This window comes from Paenibacillus sp. FSL R5-0486, assembly GCF_037975155.1.
Taxonomy (GTDB): Bacteria; Bacillota; Bacilli; order Paenibacillales; family Paenibacillaceae; genus Paenibacillus; species Paenibacillus amylolyticus.
In genome coordinates, this window is the sequence record NZ_CP150237.1 from 6,927,766 (window position 1) to 6,943,160 (window position 15,395).

Genomic DNA, 15,395 nt, shown 5'->3' on the forward strand with positions numbered 1-15,395 from the left:
ATTTTAGATGGGAAATATTTTAAAATTTAATCATAAAATGTTCATTCTTTCATGCAAAATGCCGTTCACGAAAAGTCATTTCCGTCCGATGAAAGATAGAGCATTCCATAGATCGTTAAAAATAATACATTCAAATATTGAAAGGATGGTCCTCTTCCATGAACGTTGTAGATGCCCTGCTTAAAGTAATGCCTTATATCAGCCTGATCCTCAGAGAACCAGCTAGTTTAACTCTTTACGATCACGAAAAAGTATTAGATGTCATTATGACAGATAAATTTGATCTTGGTTTTGAAAAAGGAATGTCACTCTTGGAATCGTATCAAAACTTTGCCATCTTAAAAAACGGAAGAGAAGCGACCCTTGCTACTCTCTCCAAGGAAGTTTATGGTATCGAACTGGATATTCTGAACATTCCGATCTTTGATGATCACCAGAAAGTTGTTGCTGTTTTCTGTGTGTCTTACGACCAATCTAACCAGAACCAACTTGAAGACATTATACAAGAAAATCAAACCATCAATGGTAACCTCGTTGATATGGTGCAACATGTCGCCGCTCATGCCGAAGAATTGCAAGCAACCAGTGAGCAGATCTTGCAGAATACCAGACTTGCTGTTCAGAACTCTTCCCAAATCAACAAAGTAGCCGGGTTCATTCGTGAAATCTCAGAGCAAACCAACTTGCTTGGCCTGAATGCCGCTATTGAAGCCGCTCGCGTTGGTGAAGCTGGTGCCGGCTTCGGTGTGGTTGCTTCCGAAGTACGCAAACTCTCTGTGGATGCCAAACAAGCTACAAGTGACATCGATACTAGTCTGAGAGATGTACAACAGGTCATCAAACAGATGGAAGTTGAAGTCTCCCAGATTGCAGCCTCTTCACAGGAACAAGCAACGCTTGTAGCATCCTTTACGGATGTGATTGAGCAGCTTAATGAAACAGGGGAGCGAATGAAAGCTCTGTCTGAACAACTGATCAGCTATTCCGTTAAAAATTAATCAAAATATATCTTTGATGAACTTTGGCTAGTGCAAAGATACATTTTATATGCAACAAACAGGACTCGGGTTGCCCATGATGGATAATCCAAGTCCTGTTTGTTGTTGTGCCCATTTTATATAACCAACTACGTTCAGATAAAACCTTAATTGGCTACATGTATTGATTTATCTCCAATAACTTCTTCTTCCGACTCCCAGCATTCCACTTCACCCGGAATATGAATCCGGTCCCGGGTAAAGACGGGATCACGGCCTTCAGCCTTCTGTTTCTTGTAGTCCTTCAACGCTTCGAAAGTCACCTTGGAAAGCATCAGAATTGCAATCAGGTTCACCACCACCATGAGCCCCATGAACAGGTCAGCCAAATCCCATACCAGCTGTACTTTGGCTACCGCTCCAAACACCACCATCGCGATAACGCAAATGCGGTATACCCACAGCCAAACTTTGTTGGATTTGATAAACTCAATGTTAGTTTCTCCATAGTAATAATTTCCGATTAGTGTACTGAAGGCAAACAGGAACACCATAACCGCCAGGAATCCCGATGCCCATGAACCAATATGTACACTTAATGCAGCCTGAGTTAATTCAATGCCACCCAGATTGGAACCTTTGTATACCCCGGATAGCAAAATAATCATGGCTGTGCTTGTACATATCACTAACGTATCTGTCAGCACGCCAAACGCCTGAATAAGTCCCTGTTTCACCGGATGTGTTGTATCCGCCGTTGCAGCAGCATTCGGGGCGCTACCCATGCCCGCCTCATTGGAGAACAATCCGCGTTTCACACCGTTCATCAGTGCAGCGCCCAACGTTCCGCCAGCAACCTGTTCGATGCCGAAGGCATTTTTGACGATCAACGCAATCATGGCCGGAAGCTGGGTAATATTCGCCAGTACAACAAAAGCCGCTACCCCAATGTACAATACAGCCAGTACAACAACGATGTATTCCGATGCTTTTGCAATTCGTTTGACACCGCCCATGATAATTCCTGCAAATATCACAGCCATAATGATACCCACCGTTAACCGATCCGTGCCAAATGAGTTCTCAAATGCAACGGTAATCGTGTTAGACTGCACCGCATTAAAGACCAAACCAAATGAAAGCGTAATGAGAATGGCAAATAAAATCCCCATCCAGCGTTTGCCCAACCCACGTTCCATATAATACGCCGGACCGCCGCGGAATCCGCCCTTATCCTTCACTTTATAGATCTGAGCCAGCGTACTCTCCACAAAACTGGAGGCTGACCCGATAATTGCAATGATCCACATCCAGAATATAGCCCCAGGTCCCCCCAGTGCGATCGCCAGTGCAATACCGGTAATATTCCCTGTACCTACACGGGCCGCCATACTAATACAGAACGCCTGAAAAGGTGAAATTTTGCCTGGTTCCTTGCTTTTTGGCTCTCGAAGCACCTTTACCATATCTCCAATCATACGGAATTGCATGAATCGGGTCTTGGTGGTGAAGTATATACCACATACTACCAATAATATAATTAACACTTTGGACCATAGAAAATCATTGAAAATGACGACAATATCTTGTATTGTTTGCTCCATCGGTATGCCCCTTTTTATGGTGTATTTCAAGCACAGAGATGGTTACGGGAAAAGTTTGTACCATTCTGCACAACACTAGCCCCGGACTTCGGGATGTTACTTATACTACAAGAACATCTACGGAAATCGACAAATACCTACATGCAATTCCTACATTTATTTTAAAAACGGGCTTTGATCGCCCAATCATTGTCATTTAACCTGACATGTCAGGTTCTATGCAAGAAGGAAAGGAACGATTACACTGGAACGAGAGTTCATCGCGGCGTTAACCGCCTTTACCATAGATTTATCAATCACACCATTCGCAGAGAAAGGGAATGACTGACATGCGTTATTTTATCGTGGATGATGATCCTGGCGTTCGTTCCATGTTGATGGATATTATTGAGGATGAAGGCCTGGGCGATATTGCCGGGGAAGCTGAGGACGGAGCACATATTCACGCGGAACTGTTGGAACTGCATAAGGTGGACGTACTGCTGATTGATCTGCTGATGCCCCAACGAGACGGGATTCAGACTGTGCGAGCGCTTGAAGGAAGGTTTGAGGGCAAGATCGTCATGATCTCCCAGATCGAGTCGAAAAATATGATCGGAGAAGCCTATTCACTAGGGATTGAATATTATATTACGAAGCCGATTAACCGGTTGGAGATTCTATCTGTTCTGCGGCTGGTGAGCGAAAGGCTTCGGATGCAGCAGTCCATCGCAGATATCCAGCGGACATTGCAGGGATTGTCCGGTTTGAATTCTACCGAACGTGCTGCGGCTCCGGTTCCGGACAAAACAATCACGACTGCAGGACATTTCCTGCTGTCCGAGATGGGCATGATCGGCGAAGCGGGCAGCAGGGATCTGCTGGACATGCTGGAATATCTGGAGCAGGTAGAGACAGATGAACATAAGCTGTCCCCCTATACGTTCCCATCCCTCAAAGACATCTTCCAGAATGTAGCGATTCGTAAACTGGGAGAAGATGCCTCTCTCGCAGAGGTGAACAAGGAGATCAAGGCATCGGAACAACGTGTTCGCAGGGCCATCTTCCAGACTCTGAGCCATGTGGTTTCTCTGGGATTAACCGATTATACACATCCTAAGTTCGAGAACTATGCATCCAAATTTTTCGATTTTACCGAAATTCGTAAGAAAATGCTGGAGCTACAAAACAATGTGGAGCCTTCCTTGTCCCAGACACGCATTAATACGAAAAAATTCGTACAGGTTCTATACTTGGAAGCCAAACGATTACTGCATTAAACAGATGCATAATGGATACGATGCAAAAACAAACGGGCATGAATATTACACCGGTAGGATACAGCCTTTTCAACTGAGGCTGTCCACACCGGCTATATTCATGCCCGTCTGTACGATCAAGCGTTACAATCTATGTGATTTGTTCCGTGTATAAAATTAAAATCGCTTTGGGTTCAAGCCCGTGAATGGTTTCGGCTAATTCGGTTATACTCATTAATCAATTCGTCCAATGCCATAGACTGCCGAATCACATCGGGATGCCCAAGACCACCCTTGTTATGCTCTACCAGCATATGAAGGTTATGTCTGGCCTTCTCTATTTTATTTTTCAAATCCAAACTCATAACCATGACCCCTGATACCTCCTTATTCTGTGAACCATTTTAGTTTTTCCTGTCAATCTATAGTTGGATTAACATATGGCATAGGAGACAAGGATGTTTTGTATTCTTCTCCAAATTTTGATAAAGATTATTTTATCACACTAGAGCTTATCCGAAAATGGCTGATATGACGCAATTTTAGTGGTAACACCGAGGGTTGGATTCTAACGTCTGGCCTCATCATTCACGGCCAGAACGGATTGTGTCGTAAATGTGTATATTGAAAAAACAAAAAGTCTATTGGTTCAAAAGGTAATAAAATCCCTTTCCATAATGGGGTCATTCAGGTACAATAGGGCGATGTGTGTGTCCGGACCCGGCGGATACAAATGATGTAATGTAGAGGACGGCCAACGACGGCCATTGATCCTGATTTGATATTATTGGAGGCTTATCATCACCATGCAGACCGATTCACAGACTAAAGTCAAAATTGTTAACGCCGATCCCAGCGCAATGGGATTATTTGGGTTGGCTATCGTAACCCTGGTCGCTTCTTCCCAAAAGCTTGGCATTACAGAAGGACTTAGCTACGCTATTCCTTGGGCGATCTTCCTGGGTGCCTTTGCCCAGTTATTCGCATGTATTCAAGATTCCAAACGCAACAATACCTTTGGCACAACAGCTTTTGGCGCGTACGCATTCTTCTGGTTTGCCATGGCTGCCAACTGGATGATCAAAATGGGCGTATTTGGCTCCACTCTCGCTGAACAGGCCGATGGTAAGCAGCTCGGATTTGCTTTTGCCGGATACCTCGTATTCACCCTGTTCATGACGATTGGTGCTATTGAAGCGAATAAAGTATTGCTTATCATCTTCATTCTGATTGACTTCCTGTTCCTTGGCTTGACCTTTGACGCTTTCGGCGTAGCTCCTCACATTTTCCACACCATTGCAGCATACGCTGAACTGGCGATCGGAATTGTGTCCCTGTATGGTACAGGTGCTTCGGTACTGAACGCTCACTTCGGTTATGCGTTCTTGCCGATCGGCAAACCGTCCGGCATTTTCAAACCCAAGGCTTAATATACAGCAGTAAACCGCCAGCGCGCCGGTCCGCGCCTGGCGGTTTTTTTTGCAGTCCAACTTCATTTGAATATGTATCTGACTGACACCTATACTAGGGATAACAGATTATAAACAGACCCTGCAACACCTGAAATGAAATGTCACAGCAGCCATACTGTCAGGAGGAAAAAACATGAGAGAGATACCGAAACCAACGGAGATGGATCAGGTGGAGAAAAAATATGTACGCGAAACACGTTGTTTCAAGACGGCACGGGTGTTCCCAACCGATGTCAACAATCATAATACCCTGTTCGGTGGCAAGCTGATGTCCTACATCGATGATATTGCATCCATCGCCGCTTCCAAGCTATGCCGGGTCAATACTGTAACGGCTTCAACCGACTCTGTCGATTTCCTGTACCCGATTAATCCAACGGATTCGGTTACACTTGAATCGTTCGCGTCCTGGACAGGACGAAGTTCCATGGAGATTTTTGTGAAAGTGATTCGAGAGGATCTGAAGACCGGAGAAAAGAAAATTGCAGCGACTGCATTTCTGACATTTGTGGCCCTGGACGAAAATAATCGCAAACTGATCGTACCCCGCATTATCCCGGAGACGGAAGAAGAGAAGAAACTATACGAGACCGCTCCGGATCGGGCGGCCATGAGGAAACAACGGCGGGAAGAGAGCAAGAAATTCGCTGACTTCCTGACCGTTACTTATCCTTGGGAATAAAAACACGCTAAACAATAACAAGATTGAACACTAGCATTACATTATCTGGAAGATGCCGGATAGATGGACACCGCTCTGCTATCCGGCAGTTCACCACCCATGGAGACACACCACTGCTGATAGATGCGATACGCTGCACCGCTCTCCAGCAAGCCCTGACAAGTGTATATGCCCTCTTCGATGGAATTGACACGCCCCGCCGCGTATAAGCGGAAACCTCCATTTAACAAGACCTGATTCACAAAAGCAATATGACCATCACCGCTTAACACGCTTTCCGCCACTTCAAGCTGCTTCGCAGCCGTCCAGACCAGCTCCGGCACGGGCATATCCAGTTCATAGGCTGCAGGATCAACCAGTTCCAGCTTCATATCACCGTCTTCCACGGCGTATACGCGGGTTGGCCGATCAATATACAGATCCTCAGAACCTTCCATCCCCTGTACAACATAAGCACGACGGTAGTTAAACCGGGTGAGCAACTTCGCAATCCGATCCAGAAAGGTATTATGAAACACACCAAACACCAAATACGGTGAATGGTTATAATCAATCAGTTTCTCCGCTGTGTTAAACACCGTTCGAAAACCCAACTCTTCCCGTAACGGACGAAGCTTACGAAGAGGTTCGCACCAATCCTCGGAGGATACGTACATGACACCCGAACGCAATGCAGCGCTCCGTGCATCTTCCCGATCCATTTTACGTGTATCAATTCCTGCTTCCTTTAACAGAACCGACAGCGTAACTCCCCATTTGGGTGGTAAAGGGTCACTCCCATGCAAAGTCACCGGCAACCCGGCCGCCGCGAGTACAAATGCAACCGGAAACGTGGCCATGAACGACTTTGTCCGTCCATCATAAGGGCCCGCACAGTCCAATCCATCCTGAAATATGGAGAAACGTTCCGCACCGTTACGACAAGCATGAACAAAAGCTTCCAGTTCCTCGACGTTTTCCATTTTCATACGTTCAGCCATTAGAAACGCAGCCGTCTGGGCAGGGGAAACCTCCTGTTTCAGGATTTTCTCTGCTACGGTCAGTGCTTCTGCATAATTCAGATCACGTGAGCCTCGTTTCCCACGTCCGACCTCTCGGAGTATCTGAGACATATCCATGGAGAATCCTCCTTCCAATTAAGACTGGAGCAGTTGATGGGCCTTCACAATCGCTGTGGCTACATCGACCATTCGTTTTCGTTCATCCATCGCTTTCTTGCGTAACAGGTCATAGGCTTCGGCCTCTGAAATCTGCTTCAGATCACTAAGAATAGCCTTCGCCATATCAATCCACTTCCGATCCTCCAGCCTGGATTGCAACTGCTTCCGTTCCTGCTCCCACTGTTTGCGTTCCATGTAGCGCCGGGCTGCAAAGTGAAGAGTCCAGTGAATCTCGGGCCCAGTCATGGATGGTGTAAGTATTCCATCAAATGAAGTTTCGACCTCGCAGGATTCTGCGGAGGAAGAGGCTGTATCTGGCGCGCACCACCAAAGCAGCGGTGAATCCGACTTCCCCTTTCCCAGGCAGTTCACCCAGTACTCCACATCAGCCAGCGACAGATGCAAAATGGACGCTTCGGCCGCACGAGCTAGCTTCACCGCTTCCGCTTCACTGCCCGCCACCTGTACATGGTACCCGTTTGCTCCCAGCAGCCTCTCCGGTGTCAGAGGGATTGCATCGGATGAGGCTGCTATCGTTGGTTGAACATGGATGACCAATAAAGATCGCATGATGGATCAATCCCTCCCTATTTGCGTATAATCAGAGTCCACATCATTTAAGACGTTAATACATGAAATCAATAAACATGTTACATTACCTAACAAAAATTAAGTAGTGACGATTATGCGTCTTATTTTTAACATTAGAATGATCTTTTCATGCCTCATCATGTTGCAATAAAAAAGGGTGAAACACTATACATGGCACCTTTTCTACAGTATTTATCGTATCCAGCGTGCTAACGTTATCTAAAATCCTTCAAACTAAGAAGATATACTCGTAAAACTTCGTCGTCCATTCGATATTCCAATAAACTCATGTAAACATAATTAACTTTAAATTTCAAATACTTTTTTATGTTAACTATATTGACATGAATAGATCGATCTTTTATAGTTAAGCCATAACAACTCCATATTTGAATCGATCACAGTTACAACGGCGTAGCTGGTTGAAACGGCAATGAAGCCTGTTTTGCAATCTCGGAGCAAGGGATGCGTATGTATATGCGCAGTCCTCCGAGGCATAACAGGCTTTTTCGATTTTAGAGACAAGGTTTTGAGGCATTTTGCAGAATGGACCTAAGGGGGCTAATCATAATGAGTACAACGAAAAAACTGGTGCTGGTCGGCAATGGCATGGCGGGAATCCGCACAATCGAACATATCCTTAAGCTTGCTCCACACGCTTATGAAATTACAGTCTTCGGCGCAGAGCCGCATCCCAACTACAACCGGATCATGTTATCTTCCGTACTGGCTGGCGGAACATCCATCGAGGATATCGTAATCAATGAGTGGAGCTGGTACGAAGATAACGGCATTCGGGTGTACCCGGGTGACCCGGTCGTTCAGATCGATACCAAGCACAAGGAAGTTGTATCTCAAAATGGTCTACGCGCAGCCTATGATGAGCTGATTATGGCAACCGGTTCACAAGCGTTCATCCTCCCTCTTCCCGGCGCTAACAAGGAAGGCGTGATCGGTTTCCGCGATATTAAAGACTGCGAGACCATGATGGCAGCATCACAAAAGTATCGCAAAGCTGCCGTCATTGGAGGTGGATTGCTAGGACTGGAAGCAGCGCGGGGGCTGCTCAATCTGGGCATGGACGTCACAGTCATCCATATTAACGGTCATCTGATGGACCGGAACCTAGATTTGCCGGCAGGTCTGATGCTCCAGCGTGAGCTTGAAGAACAGGGCATGAAGTTCCTTTTGAACAAACATACCGAAGAAATCACAGGCAAACAACGAGTAAAAGCCATTCGTTTTACTGATCAAACGGTGCTTGAAGCGGATCTGGTTGTCATGGCTGTCGGGATTCGCCCTCAGATTGAACTGGCTCGCAATACCGGCCTCGATGTGAATCGTGGAGTCATTGTAGATGATTATATGCATACCAGCATCCCTAGTATATCTGCCGTCGGCGAATGTGCAGAACACCGCGGTATTGCCTACGGACTGGTTGCTCCATTATATGAACAAGGTATGGTGCTCGCAAAACGCCTGGCTGGCGCGGCAACCGAAGGATACGAAGGTTCAGTCACTTCTACCAAACTGAAAGTATCCGGTGTGGACGTATTCTCTGCCGGACAATTCAAAGACGCTGCGGACACTCGCAGCATTCGTATTCAGGATGACGTTGATGGTGTGTACAAAAAGATGGTGATCAAAGACGGACAGCTGATCGGAGCTGTATTGTTCGGGGATACCACGGATGGCGCATCGCTGTTTTCCCTCATTAAGAGTGGTGAGAACATCAGTGGTCGGGAGAAAGAAATTTTGCTCGGTGTACCTTCCGGTGGTTCAGGCTCGGGTCCATCTGTCGCAGAACGAATGGCGAGTATGCCGGATGACGAGATCGTCTGTGGTTGTAACGGTGTGACCAAAGCTTCCATTGGAGACGCCGTTCTGAATAAAGGCTGTAATACACTCGGTGCAATCAAATCCTGTACCAAAGCTTCCGCTTCTTGCGGTGGGTGCAAACCTATTATCGAAAACCTGCTCACATATTATGCCGGTGATAATGTAGGTGAACAGACTAAAGAAGGCATCTGTGGCTGTACACCCTATGATCGGGATGAGATTGTTGCACAGATCAAGGAGATGGGACTCAAAAGCGTCAAGGAAGTCATGAATGTTCTCGGTTGGAATGAACCGGAAGGTTGCTCCAAGTGCCGCCCTTCCCTCAACTATTATCTCGGGATGATCTGGCCGGCTGAATACACAGATGAGCGTGTATCCAAATTCACCAATGAACGTTATCACGCCAATATCCAGAAAGACGGTACCTACTCCGTTATTCCACGGATCTATGGTGGTGTCACTTCCCCGGCGGAATTGATCAAGATTGCAACTGTTGCAGAGAAATACGATGTGCCGTTGGTGAAATTCACGGGTGGGCAACGACTCGATCTGCTCGGTGTACAGAAAGAGAACCTGCCGAAGATCTGGGAGGAACTCGATATGCCTTCCGGTTTTGGTTATGGCAAGGCGCTTCGTACGGTGAAGACTTGTGTAGGTAATACGTTCTGCCGATTCGGCACACAAGATTCCATTGAGATGGGTATTCGTCTGGAGAAAAAACTCGACAAGATGGTGGCTCCAGCCAAAGTGAAACTCGCTGTCTCCGGATGTCCGCGGAACTGTGCTGAAGCGACCATCAAGGATCTGGGTGTTGTCGCCATTGATGGCGCTTGGGAGATTCATGTGGGCGGTAACGCGGGAGTCAAGGTTCGTGCAGCCGAGTTGCTGTGTACGGTGAAGACCGATGCGGAAGTGGAAGAGTGGACTTACTCTTACCTGCAATATTATAGAGAGAACGCAAAATGGAATGAGAGAACAGCGGCTTGGATTGAACGGGTTGGTCTGGATCATGTGAAGGAAGCATTGGCGGATCGGGATGTACGTCTCGCTCTGGTTGAACGTCTGGAAGTTACACTGGGTCACACGGTTGATCCTTGGAAAGAAATCATACAAGACGAGAAATTACGTAAAAATTTCACCCCACTGTCCGGTGCCGAGCCGGTAACCCACTAGAAGAGGAGGAACAGCGATGAACAAATTCCGGATTGGACACCTTGCAGATATTGATGAAAAGGGAGCACGGACCTTCCTGATACAGGATACCGAAATTGCAGTCTTCAAACTGAGCGACGGAAGTCTGCACGCCGTCGAGAATCGTTGCCCTCACAAGGGCGGCAAGCTGTCGGAAGGCATGGTGTGCGGGACAGCAGTTCATTGTCCTTTGCATGATTGGAAGATTGATCTGCGTAACGGTAAGGTACACGAGCCGGATGAAGGCTGCTTGAATACCTACAAAACAGAAGTAGACGGCAACAGCGGAGAAATCTTCATCACAATTGCGGGTTAAAGGCTAGAGATACCCTGACATCAAGGAGGCGTGCGCTATGGATTTTGTTAAACCTGCAGAAGTGCTGCAATCGATGGTCGAAGCTGGTGAGAGCAAAGCCAGAATGAATCGGGTACAGATGCTGATCCGCGGTTTTCTGGCGGGGGCTATCCTTGCCTTTGCAACCACACTGGCATATACCGCTGTATCTCAATCTTCCGTTGGTTTGGCAGGTGCACTGATATTCCCGGCGGGATTTGTCATCATTATTCTGCTGGGTCTCGAATTGGTGACAGGAAACTTTGCGATGCTTCCACTCGCAGTGTTGAAACGCAGAATTACATGGATGGATATGCTCCGAAATTATTTCTGGGTGATCACAGGACATCTGCTCGGATGTGCATTCTATGCTCTCTTATACGGCCTGACCATTACCAAGATGGGTACGGATATGAGCAACCCTCTAATTCAAACGCTGATCCTGACCAGTGAAACCAAAACATTGGGGTATCAGCACTTGGGTGGGGCTGGCATTGTACTGGTCATCATCAAAGCCATTCTATGTAACTGGATGGTCACACTCGGGGCAGTGATGGCAATGACGTCCACTTCTACACTGGGCAAAATCGTAGCGATGTGGCTGCCCATTACCATATTTTTCGCTCAGGGATTTGAGCATGCTGTGGTAAATATGTTTGTCATCCCGGCAGGCATGATGCTCGGTGCACAGGTGAGTGTCGCTGACTGGTGGCTATGGAATCAGATCCCGGTGTTGTTGGGTAACCTCATTGGTGGAGCTGTATTTACAGGCCTCGGTCTATATGCTGCACACCACTGGGGGAATCCGGTGAAACTATCGACGAAACTGGCAACCATTCAGGGTGGTCGTTCAGGATTGGCAAGTTCTGATGCTGCACCGAAATTGGGGACACGATCATGAGCCGGGGCCTGGTTAGTATTGTTGGCGCTGGTCCTGGAGATCCGGATCTGATTACGGTAAAAGCCCTGAAACGTATTCAGTCCGCAGATGTCATTATGTATGATCGGCTTGTGAATGATCAATTGCTCGCCGAAGCTCGTGAAGGAGCACTCCGCATCTACTGCGGCAAGGCCCCAGGCCTTCATTCCATGAGTCAGGAGATGATTGGACGGATGCTGGCTGCTCATGCAGCGGAAGGTAAACAAGTTGTAAGACTCAAGGGTGGCGATCCGTTTATCTTTGGCCGTGGTGGTGAAGAAGCGCTTGTGCTGGCGGAAGCAGGGATTGCATTTGAGATCATTCCTGGCATCACTTCAGCTGTAGGTACATCCGCTTCATCCCTTATTCCGTTAACCCATCGCGGGGTTGCTTCATCCTTCGCATGTGTCACGGGAACCAGCAGTGATGGAAATGTATCATCGGTTCGCTGGGACCTGCTGGCCCATAGTGTAGATACGTTGGTCATCTACATGGGTATTAGCCAACTGCTCCAGATCCAACATGAATTGCTTCACCATGGCAAAAGTGGAACCACCCCCGCAGCTCTAATCGAGCGAGGAACCACTTCGGAGGAACGGATTATTACCGGCACACTTGCCGAACTCCATTCCCTCGCCAAGTCGCATAAAGTGAATAATCCCGCATTAATCATGATCGGAGAGTCGGTCCTGATCCGCGAACAACTGCTTCAGATGCAACAGGCCGCTAATGCCTCCATGACCGGATAATTCGGTACTTTAATCTAACAGCATACGCTCGTGAATAGTCCGACCCTTCTGCCCTGGTTCAATCAGCAGACGGGTCGGTTTGATGTTAATCAGCGCCGTAAGCTGCTCTCCCATATAATGCGCAGAATATTTGAATCCAATCTCCGCCCAATGCATGATTACCCCTACCGTTGCAGATACCAGATAACTTAACATGATGTCGTAATTAATCGTCCATTCACTATCCTCGGTCACCAATACAAAATCTTCGGTTAGATACGTTCTAAACATATTGCACAGCCGGGAGCTCATATCTGAATGCATTGTTATTAACGCACGAAAGATATCCTGATGGGCTTCAATATATTCGAATACAGGCATCGTGGATGGTAGCAATGCAGTCATGTCCACTTCTGTAAGCTGTGCGTATGGTTCTGCATAAGCTCGCCCCACTCCCTGCATGAAATCATCCAGAATGAACTGCAACAACTCCGGTTTGCCGGGAAAATGTAAATAGAAGGTTCCACGGTTGTAATCCGCCCGTTCCGTAATATCCCGAATTGTGAGGGCATCCGCTCCCTTCTCTAATATCAAAGAAACCGCCGCAGCGATGATCGCATCCTGCGTTCTTCGTGCTCTCCGGTCCTGAGGATGTTCAATGATCAACATTTTCGCCTCCTTTGTTCATTATTGTAATATAAATGAACACCGCTTACACCTCTGTCCGATAGCTGACATATGCGATGTCAATGATTATTGTCACATTGCTATGTATATCTTAACATTGAGACAGGAAAGATAGACGACAGGTTGAAACTTTTTTTGAGAAATACCTGCCAATAATGAATAAGGAGCGGATAGTTCATGAGTACATCTTATACACATACAGCCGTAATTACAGGAGCAGCCGGGGGCATTGGTAAAGAATTGGCACGCCGCCTTGCTGAGCGCAAAATCAATTTGGTTCTGGTGGACCTGAATGAAGAAGCCATCCAGCAGACAATTACTGATCTGAACCTCGACAAAGAGCACGTCATCGCCGTAAAAGCGAACGTATCCCAAGAAGCAGACGTGAAAAACTATGTGCAAAAAGCATTGGATGCTTTTGGTCGAATCGATTATTTTGCCAACAATGCCGGAATTGAAGGTCCAACAGGGCTGATCGAAGACCTGAGTGTTGAAGCACTGGATACGGTATATAACGTCAACATTCGTGGAGTATTCCTGGGTCTGCAAAATGTCATTCCAGTGATGAAAAAACAAAAATCCGGTGCGATTCTTAATACCTCTTCCCTCGCGGGTCTGATGGGTGCACCTGCTGTATCTCCATATATTATGTCCAAACATGCCGTAGTTGGTCTCACGCGTACCGCTGCAAATGAACTGGCACCTTATAATATCCGGGTTAACGCTGTATTGCCAGGTACAATCAATACACGCATGATGCGCCAGATCGAAGCAAATTCCGGTAACGTGGAAGACTATCAATCAGCAACCGTGTCCAGCATTCCAATGGGCCGTTACGGCGAACCGGAAGAAGTCGCTGCGGTAATGAACTTCCTGTTGTCCGAAGAAGCATCTTATGTAACAGCTTCCCTTTACACCGTAGATGGCGGTATGGTTGGTCAATAAGAAGCTATAAACGGTGGAATTGATAGGGATTTCCTAAAAATCTCACCTTACAGCGATGTCCAATAAGGACGACTGTAGGGCAAACAGATGAGTGATGCGGTGAGGTTGTCCGATAGGTCAACACTCATCGAACTGTACTCATAGCGAGACTCGACAAATGATCCGATATAATGGTCAGGTCCGATAGAACTTCAAGTCCATCCTTAGAAAAGTTATACCGACAGGTGTTCCCGAAGGGATGCCTGGTCGCTACAATCTAAAAAAGGCCTCAACACCACAGTATTGTGGAGTTGAGGTCTTTTTGACAGTTCAACACTTGCCATGCATTAGGCTTCATCTGTGAGATTTCACTTTTGAAACAGCCATTTAACGCCTCGTTGCACCATGTGATCACTCTAAGTTACTCTAACGAACCTAGGGCACCTTATTTCGGCTAAAAGCGCTTATTTCCCGAACTAACGAATCTCAGACACGCTAATTCCGCGGAAATGCTTTAACTGCATGGGAAAGTCCTAAAATCCATAGAATAACGTGTCTGAGATTCGTTACATTCCCAAACGAGCGAGAAATACCCGAATAGCGCGTGTGAGATTCGTTAGATTTTGCCTACACTTAACTTAATCGACGTATCCCGCGTGACCCTTGTCCATCAAGTAGTCCATCTCAGCATCCAGGATGCTTTCCACGGTCAACTCATCCAGCTTCACATCTTTACGACTAAGAATGTAGTCAGCCAGATCATCGCCGTCAATATCAACATCGTTACCTTTGGAATTTTCGTGCGCCTTGTTGATGTACGCTTGCTCATACTTCAGCACAAGGGCGATATTCTCCTGGCTTGCCTTCGTTTTACCCGCAATATATTGCATCATTTCTTGTTCATTAATTGCATTTGTTTCTGCCACGTTCAGTCATCTCCTTGATTCATACATACTGTTGCCATTGTAGCATAGGTTAACCCATTACAGGCAGAACTTATGCCTGAGAACGATTATAGAGCGGGAGCGAAGGATTAGTGTGGAGCTCGC

Annotated in this window: 15 protein-coding genes; 9 read left to right on the top strand and 6 right to left on the bottom strand. The window is 46.8% G+C overall.

From position 1 onward, the window contains the following. The first annotated feature begins 158 nt into the window (after positions 1–158). Positions 159–998 carry a methyl-accepting chemotaxis protein gene (locus MKY01_RS30605; protein ID WP_339284737.1) on the top strand — a complete coding sequence of 280 codons (840 nt, stop codon included), beginning with the start codon at positions 159–161 and terminating at the stop codon, positions 996–998. A gap of 146 nt (positions 999–1,144) precedes the next feature. On the opposite strand, the gene MKY01_RS30610 is transcribed toward MKY01_RS30605, so the two are convergent. After that, positions 1,145–2,581, bottom strand: a complete 1,437-nt coding sequence (locus tag MKY01_RS30610; RefSeq protein ID WP_076329234.1) for an alanine/glycine:cation symporter family protein — start codon at positions 2,579–2,581, stop codon at positions 1,145–1,147. A 329-nt stretch (positions 2,582–2,910) separates the two neighbouring features. Between MKY01_RS30610 and MKY01_RS30615 the strand changes: the two genes are divergently transcribed. Next, positions 2,911–3,840, top strand: coding sequence for a response regulator (locus tag MKY01_RS30615; protein ID WP_100528198.1), 930 nt, complete (start codon positions 2,911–2,913; stop codon positions 3,838–3,840). A gap of 173 nt (positions 3,841–4,013) precedes the next feature. Here MKY01_RS30615 and MKY01_RS30620 read toward each other — a convergent pair whose 3' ends face one another. Beyond that, entirely contained in the window at positions 4,014–4,190 is a 177-nt protein-coding gene (locus tag MKY01_RS30620) for an aspartyl-phosphate phosphatase Spo0E family protein (protein WP_017691636.1), read from the bottom strand. A gap of 435 nt (positions 4,191–4,625) precedes the next feature. Between MKY01_RS30620 and MKY01_RS30625 the strand changes: the two genes are divergently transcribed. Together MKY01_RS30625 and MKY01_RS30630 are read left to right on the top strand one after the other, a co-directional pair. Then, positions 4,626–5,249, top strand: coding sequence for a GPR1/FUN34/YaaH family transporter (locus MKY01_RS30625; protein WP_036671640.1), 624 nt, complete (start codon positions 4,626–4,628; stop codon positions 5,247–5,249). A gap of 211 nt (positions 5,250–5,460) precedes the next feature. Further along, entirely contained in the window at positions 5,461–5,973 is a 513-nt protein-coding gene (locus MKY01_RS30630; protein ID WP_026081401.1) for an acyl-CoA thioesterase, read from the top strand. Between the two features lie 41 nt (positions 5,974–6,014). Here the strand turns inward: MKY01_RS30630 and MKY01_RS30635 are convergent, their stop codons facing one another. Further along, on the bottom strand, positions 6,015–7,091 hold the full coding sequence (locus MKY01_RS30635) for an anthranilate phosphoribosyltransferase (protein WP_339284740.1): 1,077 nt from the start codon (positions 7,089–7,091) through the stop codon (positions 6,015–6,017). 18 nt (positions 7,092–7,109) lie between these two features. Beyond that, positions 7,110–7,703 (bottom strand): ANTAR domain-containing protein, encoded by a 594-nt coding sequence (locus MKY01_RS30640; protein ID WP_339284741.1) that lies wholly within the window; start codon positions 7,701–7,703, stop codon positions 7,110–7,112. A gap of 591 nt (positions 7,704–8,294) precedes the next feature. Between MKY01_RS30640 and nirB the strand changes: the two genes are divergently transcribed. Genes nirB through cobA form a run of 4 tightly spaced genes read left to right on the top strand, consistent with a single transcriptional unit; the run spans position 8,295 to position 12,756 of the window. Beyond that, a complete protein-coding gene (gene nirB / locus MKY01_RS30645; protein WP_339284742.1) occupies positions 8,295–10,736 on the top strand; it encodes a nitrite reductase large subunit NirB in 2,442 nt (813 codons plus the stop codon). Positions 10,737–10,752: 16 nt separating this feature from the next. After that, positions 10,753–11,070: a nitrite reductase small subunit NirD gene (gene nirD, locus MKY01_RS30650; protein WP_036612155.1), complete on the top strand. Its 318-nt coding sequence runs from the start codon at positions 10,753–10,755 to the stop codon at positions 11,068–11,070. Between the two features lie 37 nt (positions 11,071–11,107). Continuing rightward, on the top strand, positions 11,108–11,989 hold the full coding sequence (locus MKY01_RS30655; RefSeq protein ID WP_339284744.1) for a formate/nitrite transporter family protein: 882 nt from the start codon (positions 11,108–11,110) through the stop codon (positions 11,987–11,989). Next, a complete protein-coding gene (gene cobA, locus MKY01_RS30660) occupies positions 11,986–12,756 on the top strand; it encodes a uroporphyrinogen-III C-methyltransferase (protein ID WP_127550332.1) in 771 nt (256 codons plus the stop codon). The genes MKY01_RS30655 and cobA overlap by 4 nt, the downstream gene beginning before the upstream one ends. Before the next feature lie 9 nt (positions 12,757–12,765). Here the strand turns inward: cobA and MKY01_RS30665 are convergent, their stop codons facing one another. Next, positions 12,766–13,404 (bottom strand): TetR family transcriptional regulator, encoded by a 639-nt coding sequence (locus MKY01_RS30665; protein WP_100528192.1) that lies wholly within the window; start codon positions 13,402–13,404, stop codon positions 12,766–12,768. A 195-nt stretch (positions 13,405–13,599) separates the two neighbouring features. On the opposite strand from MKY01_RS30665, the gene MKY01_RS30670 reads away from it, so the two are divergent. Further along, the gene (locus MKY01_RS30670; RefSeq protein WP_036612166.1) at positions 13,600–14,367 is read left to right on the top strand and encodes an SDR family oxidoreductase; all 768 of its coding nucleotides are present in this window, start codon (positions 13,600–13,602) and stop codon (positions 14,365–14,367) included. Between the two features lie 617 nt (positions 14,368–14,984). Here MKY01_RS30670 and MKY01_RS30675 read toward each other — a convergent pair. Next, positions 14,985–15,239 carry a hypothetical protein gene (locus MKY01_RS30675; RefSeq protein WP_127550388.1) on the bottom strand — a complete coding sequence of 85 codons (255 nt, stop codon included), beginning with the start codon at positions 15,237–15,239 and terminating at the stop codon, positions 14,985–14,987. Positions 15,240–15,395 lie beyond the last annotated feature (156 nt).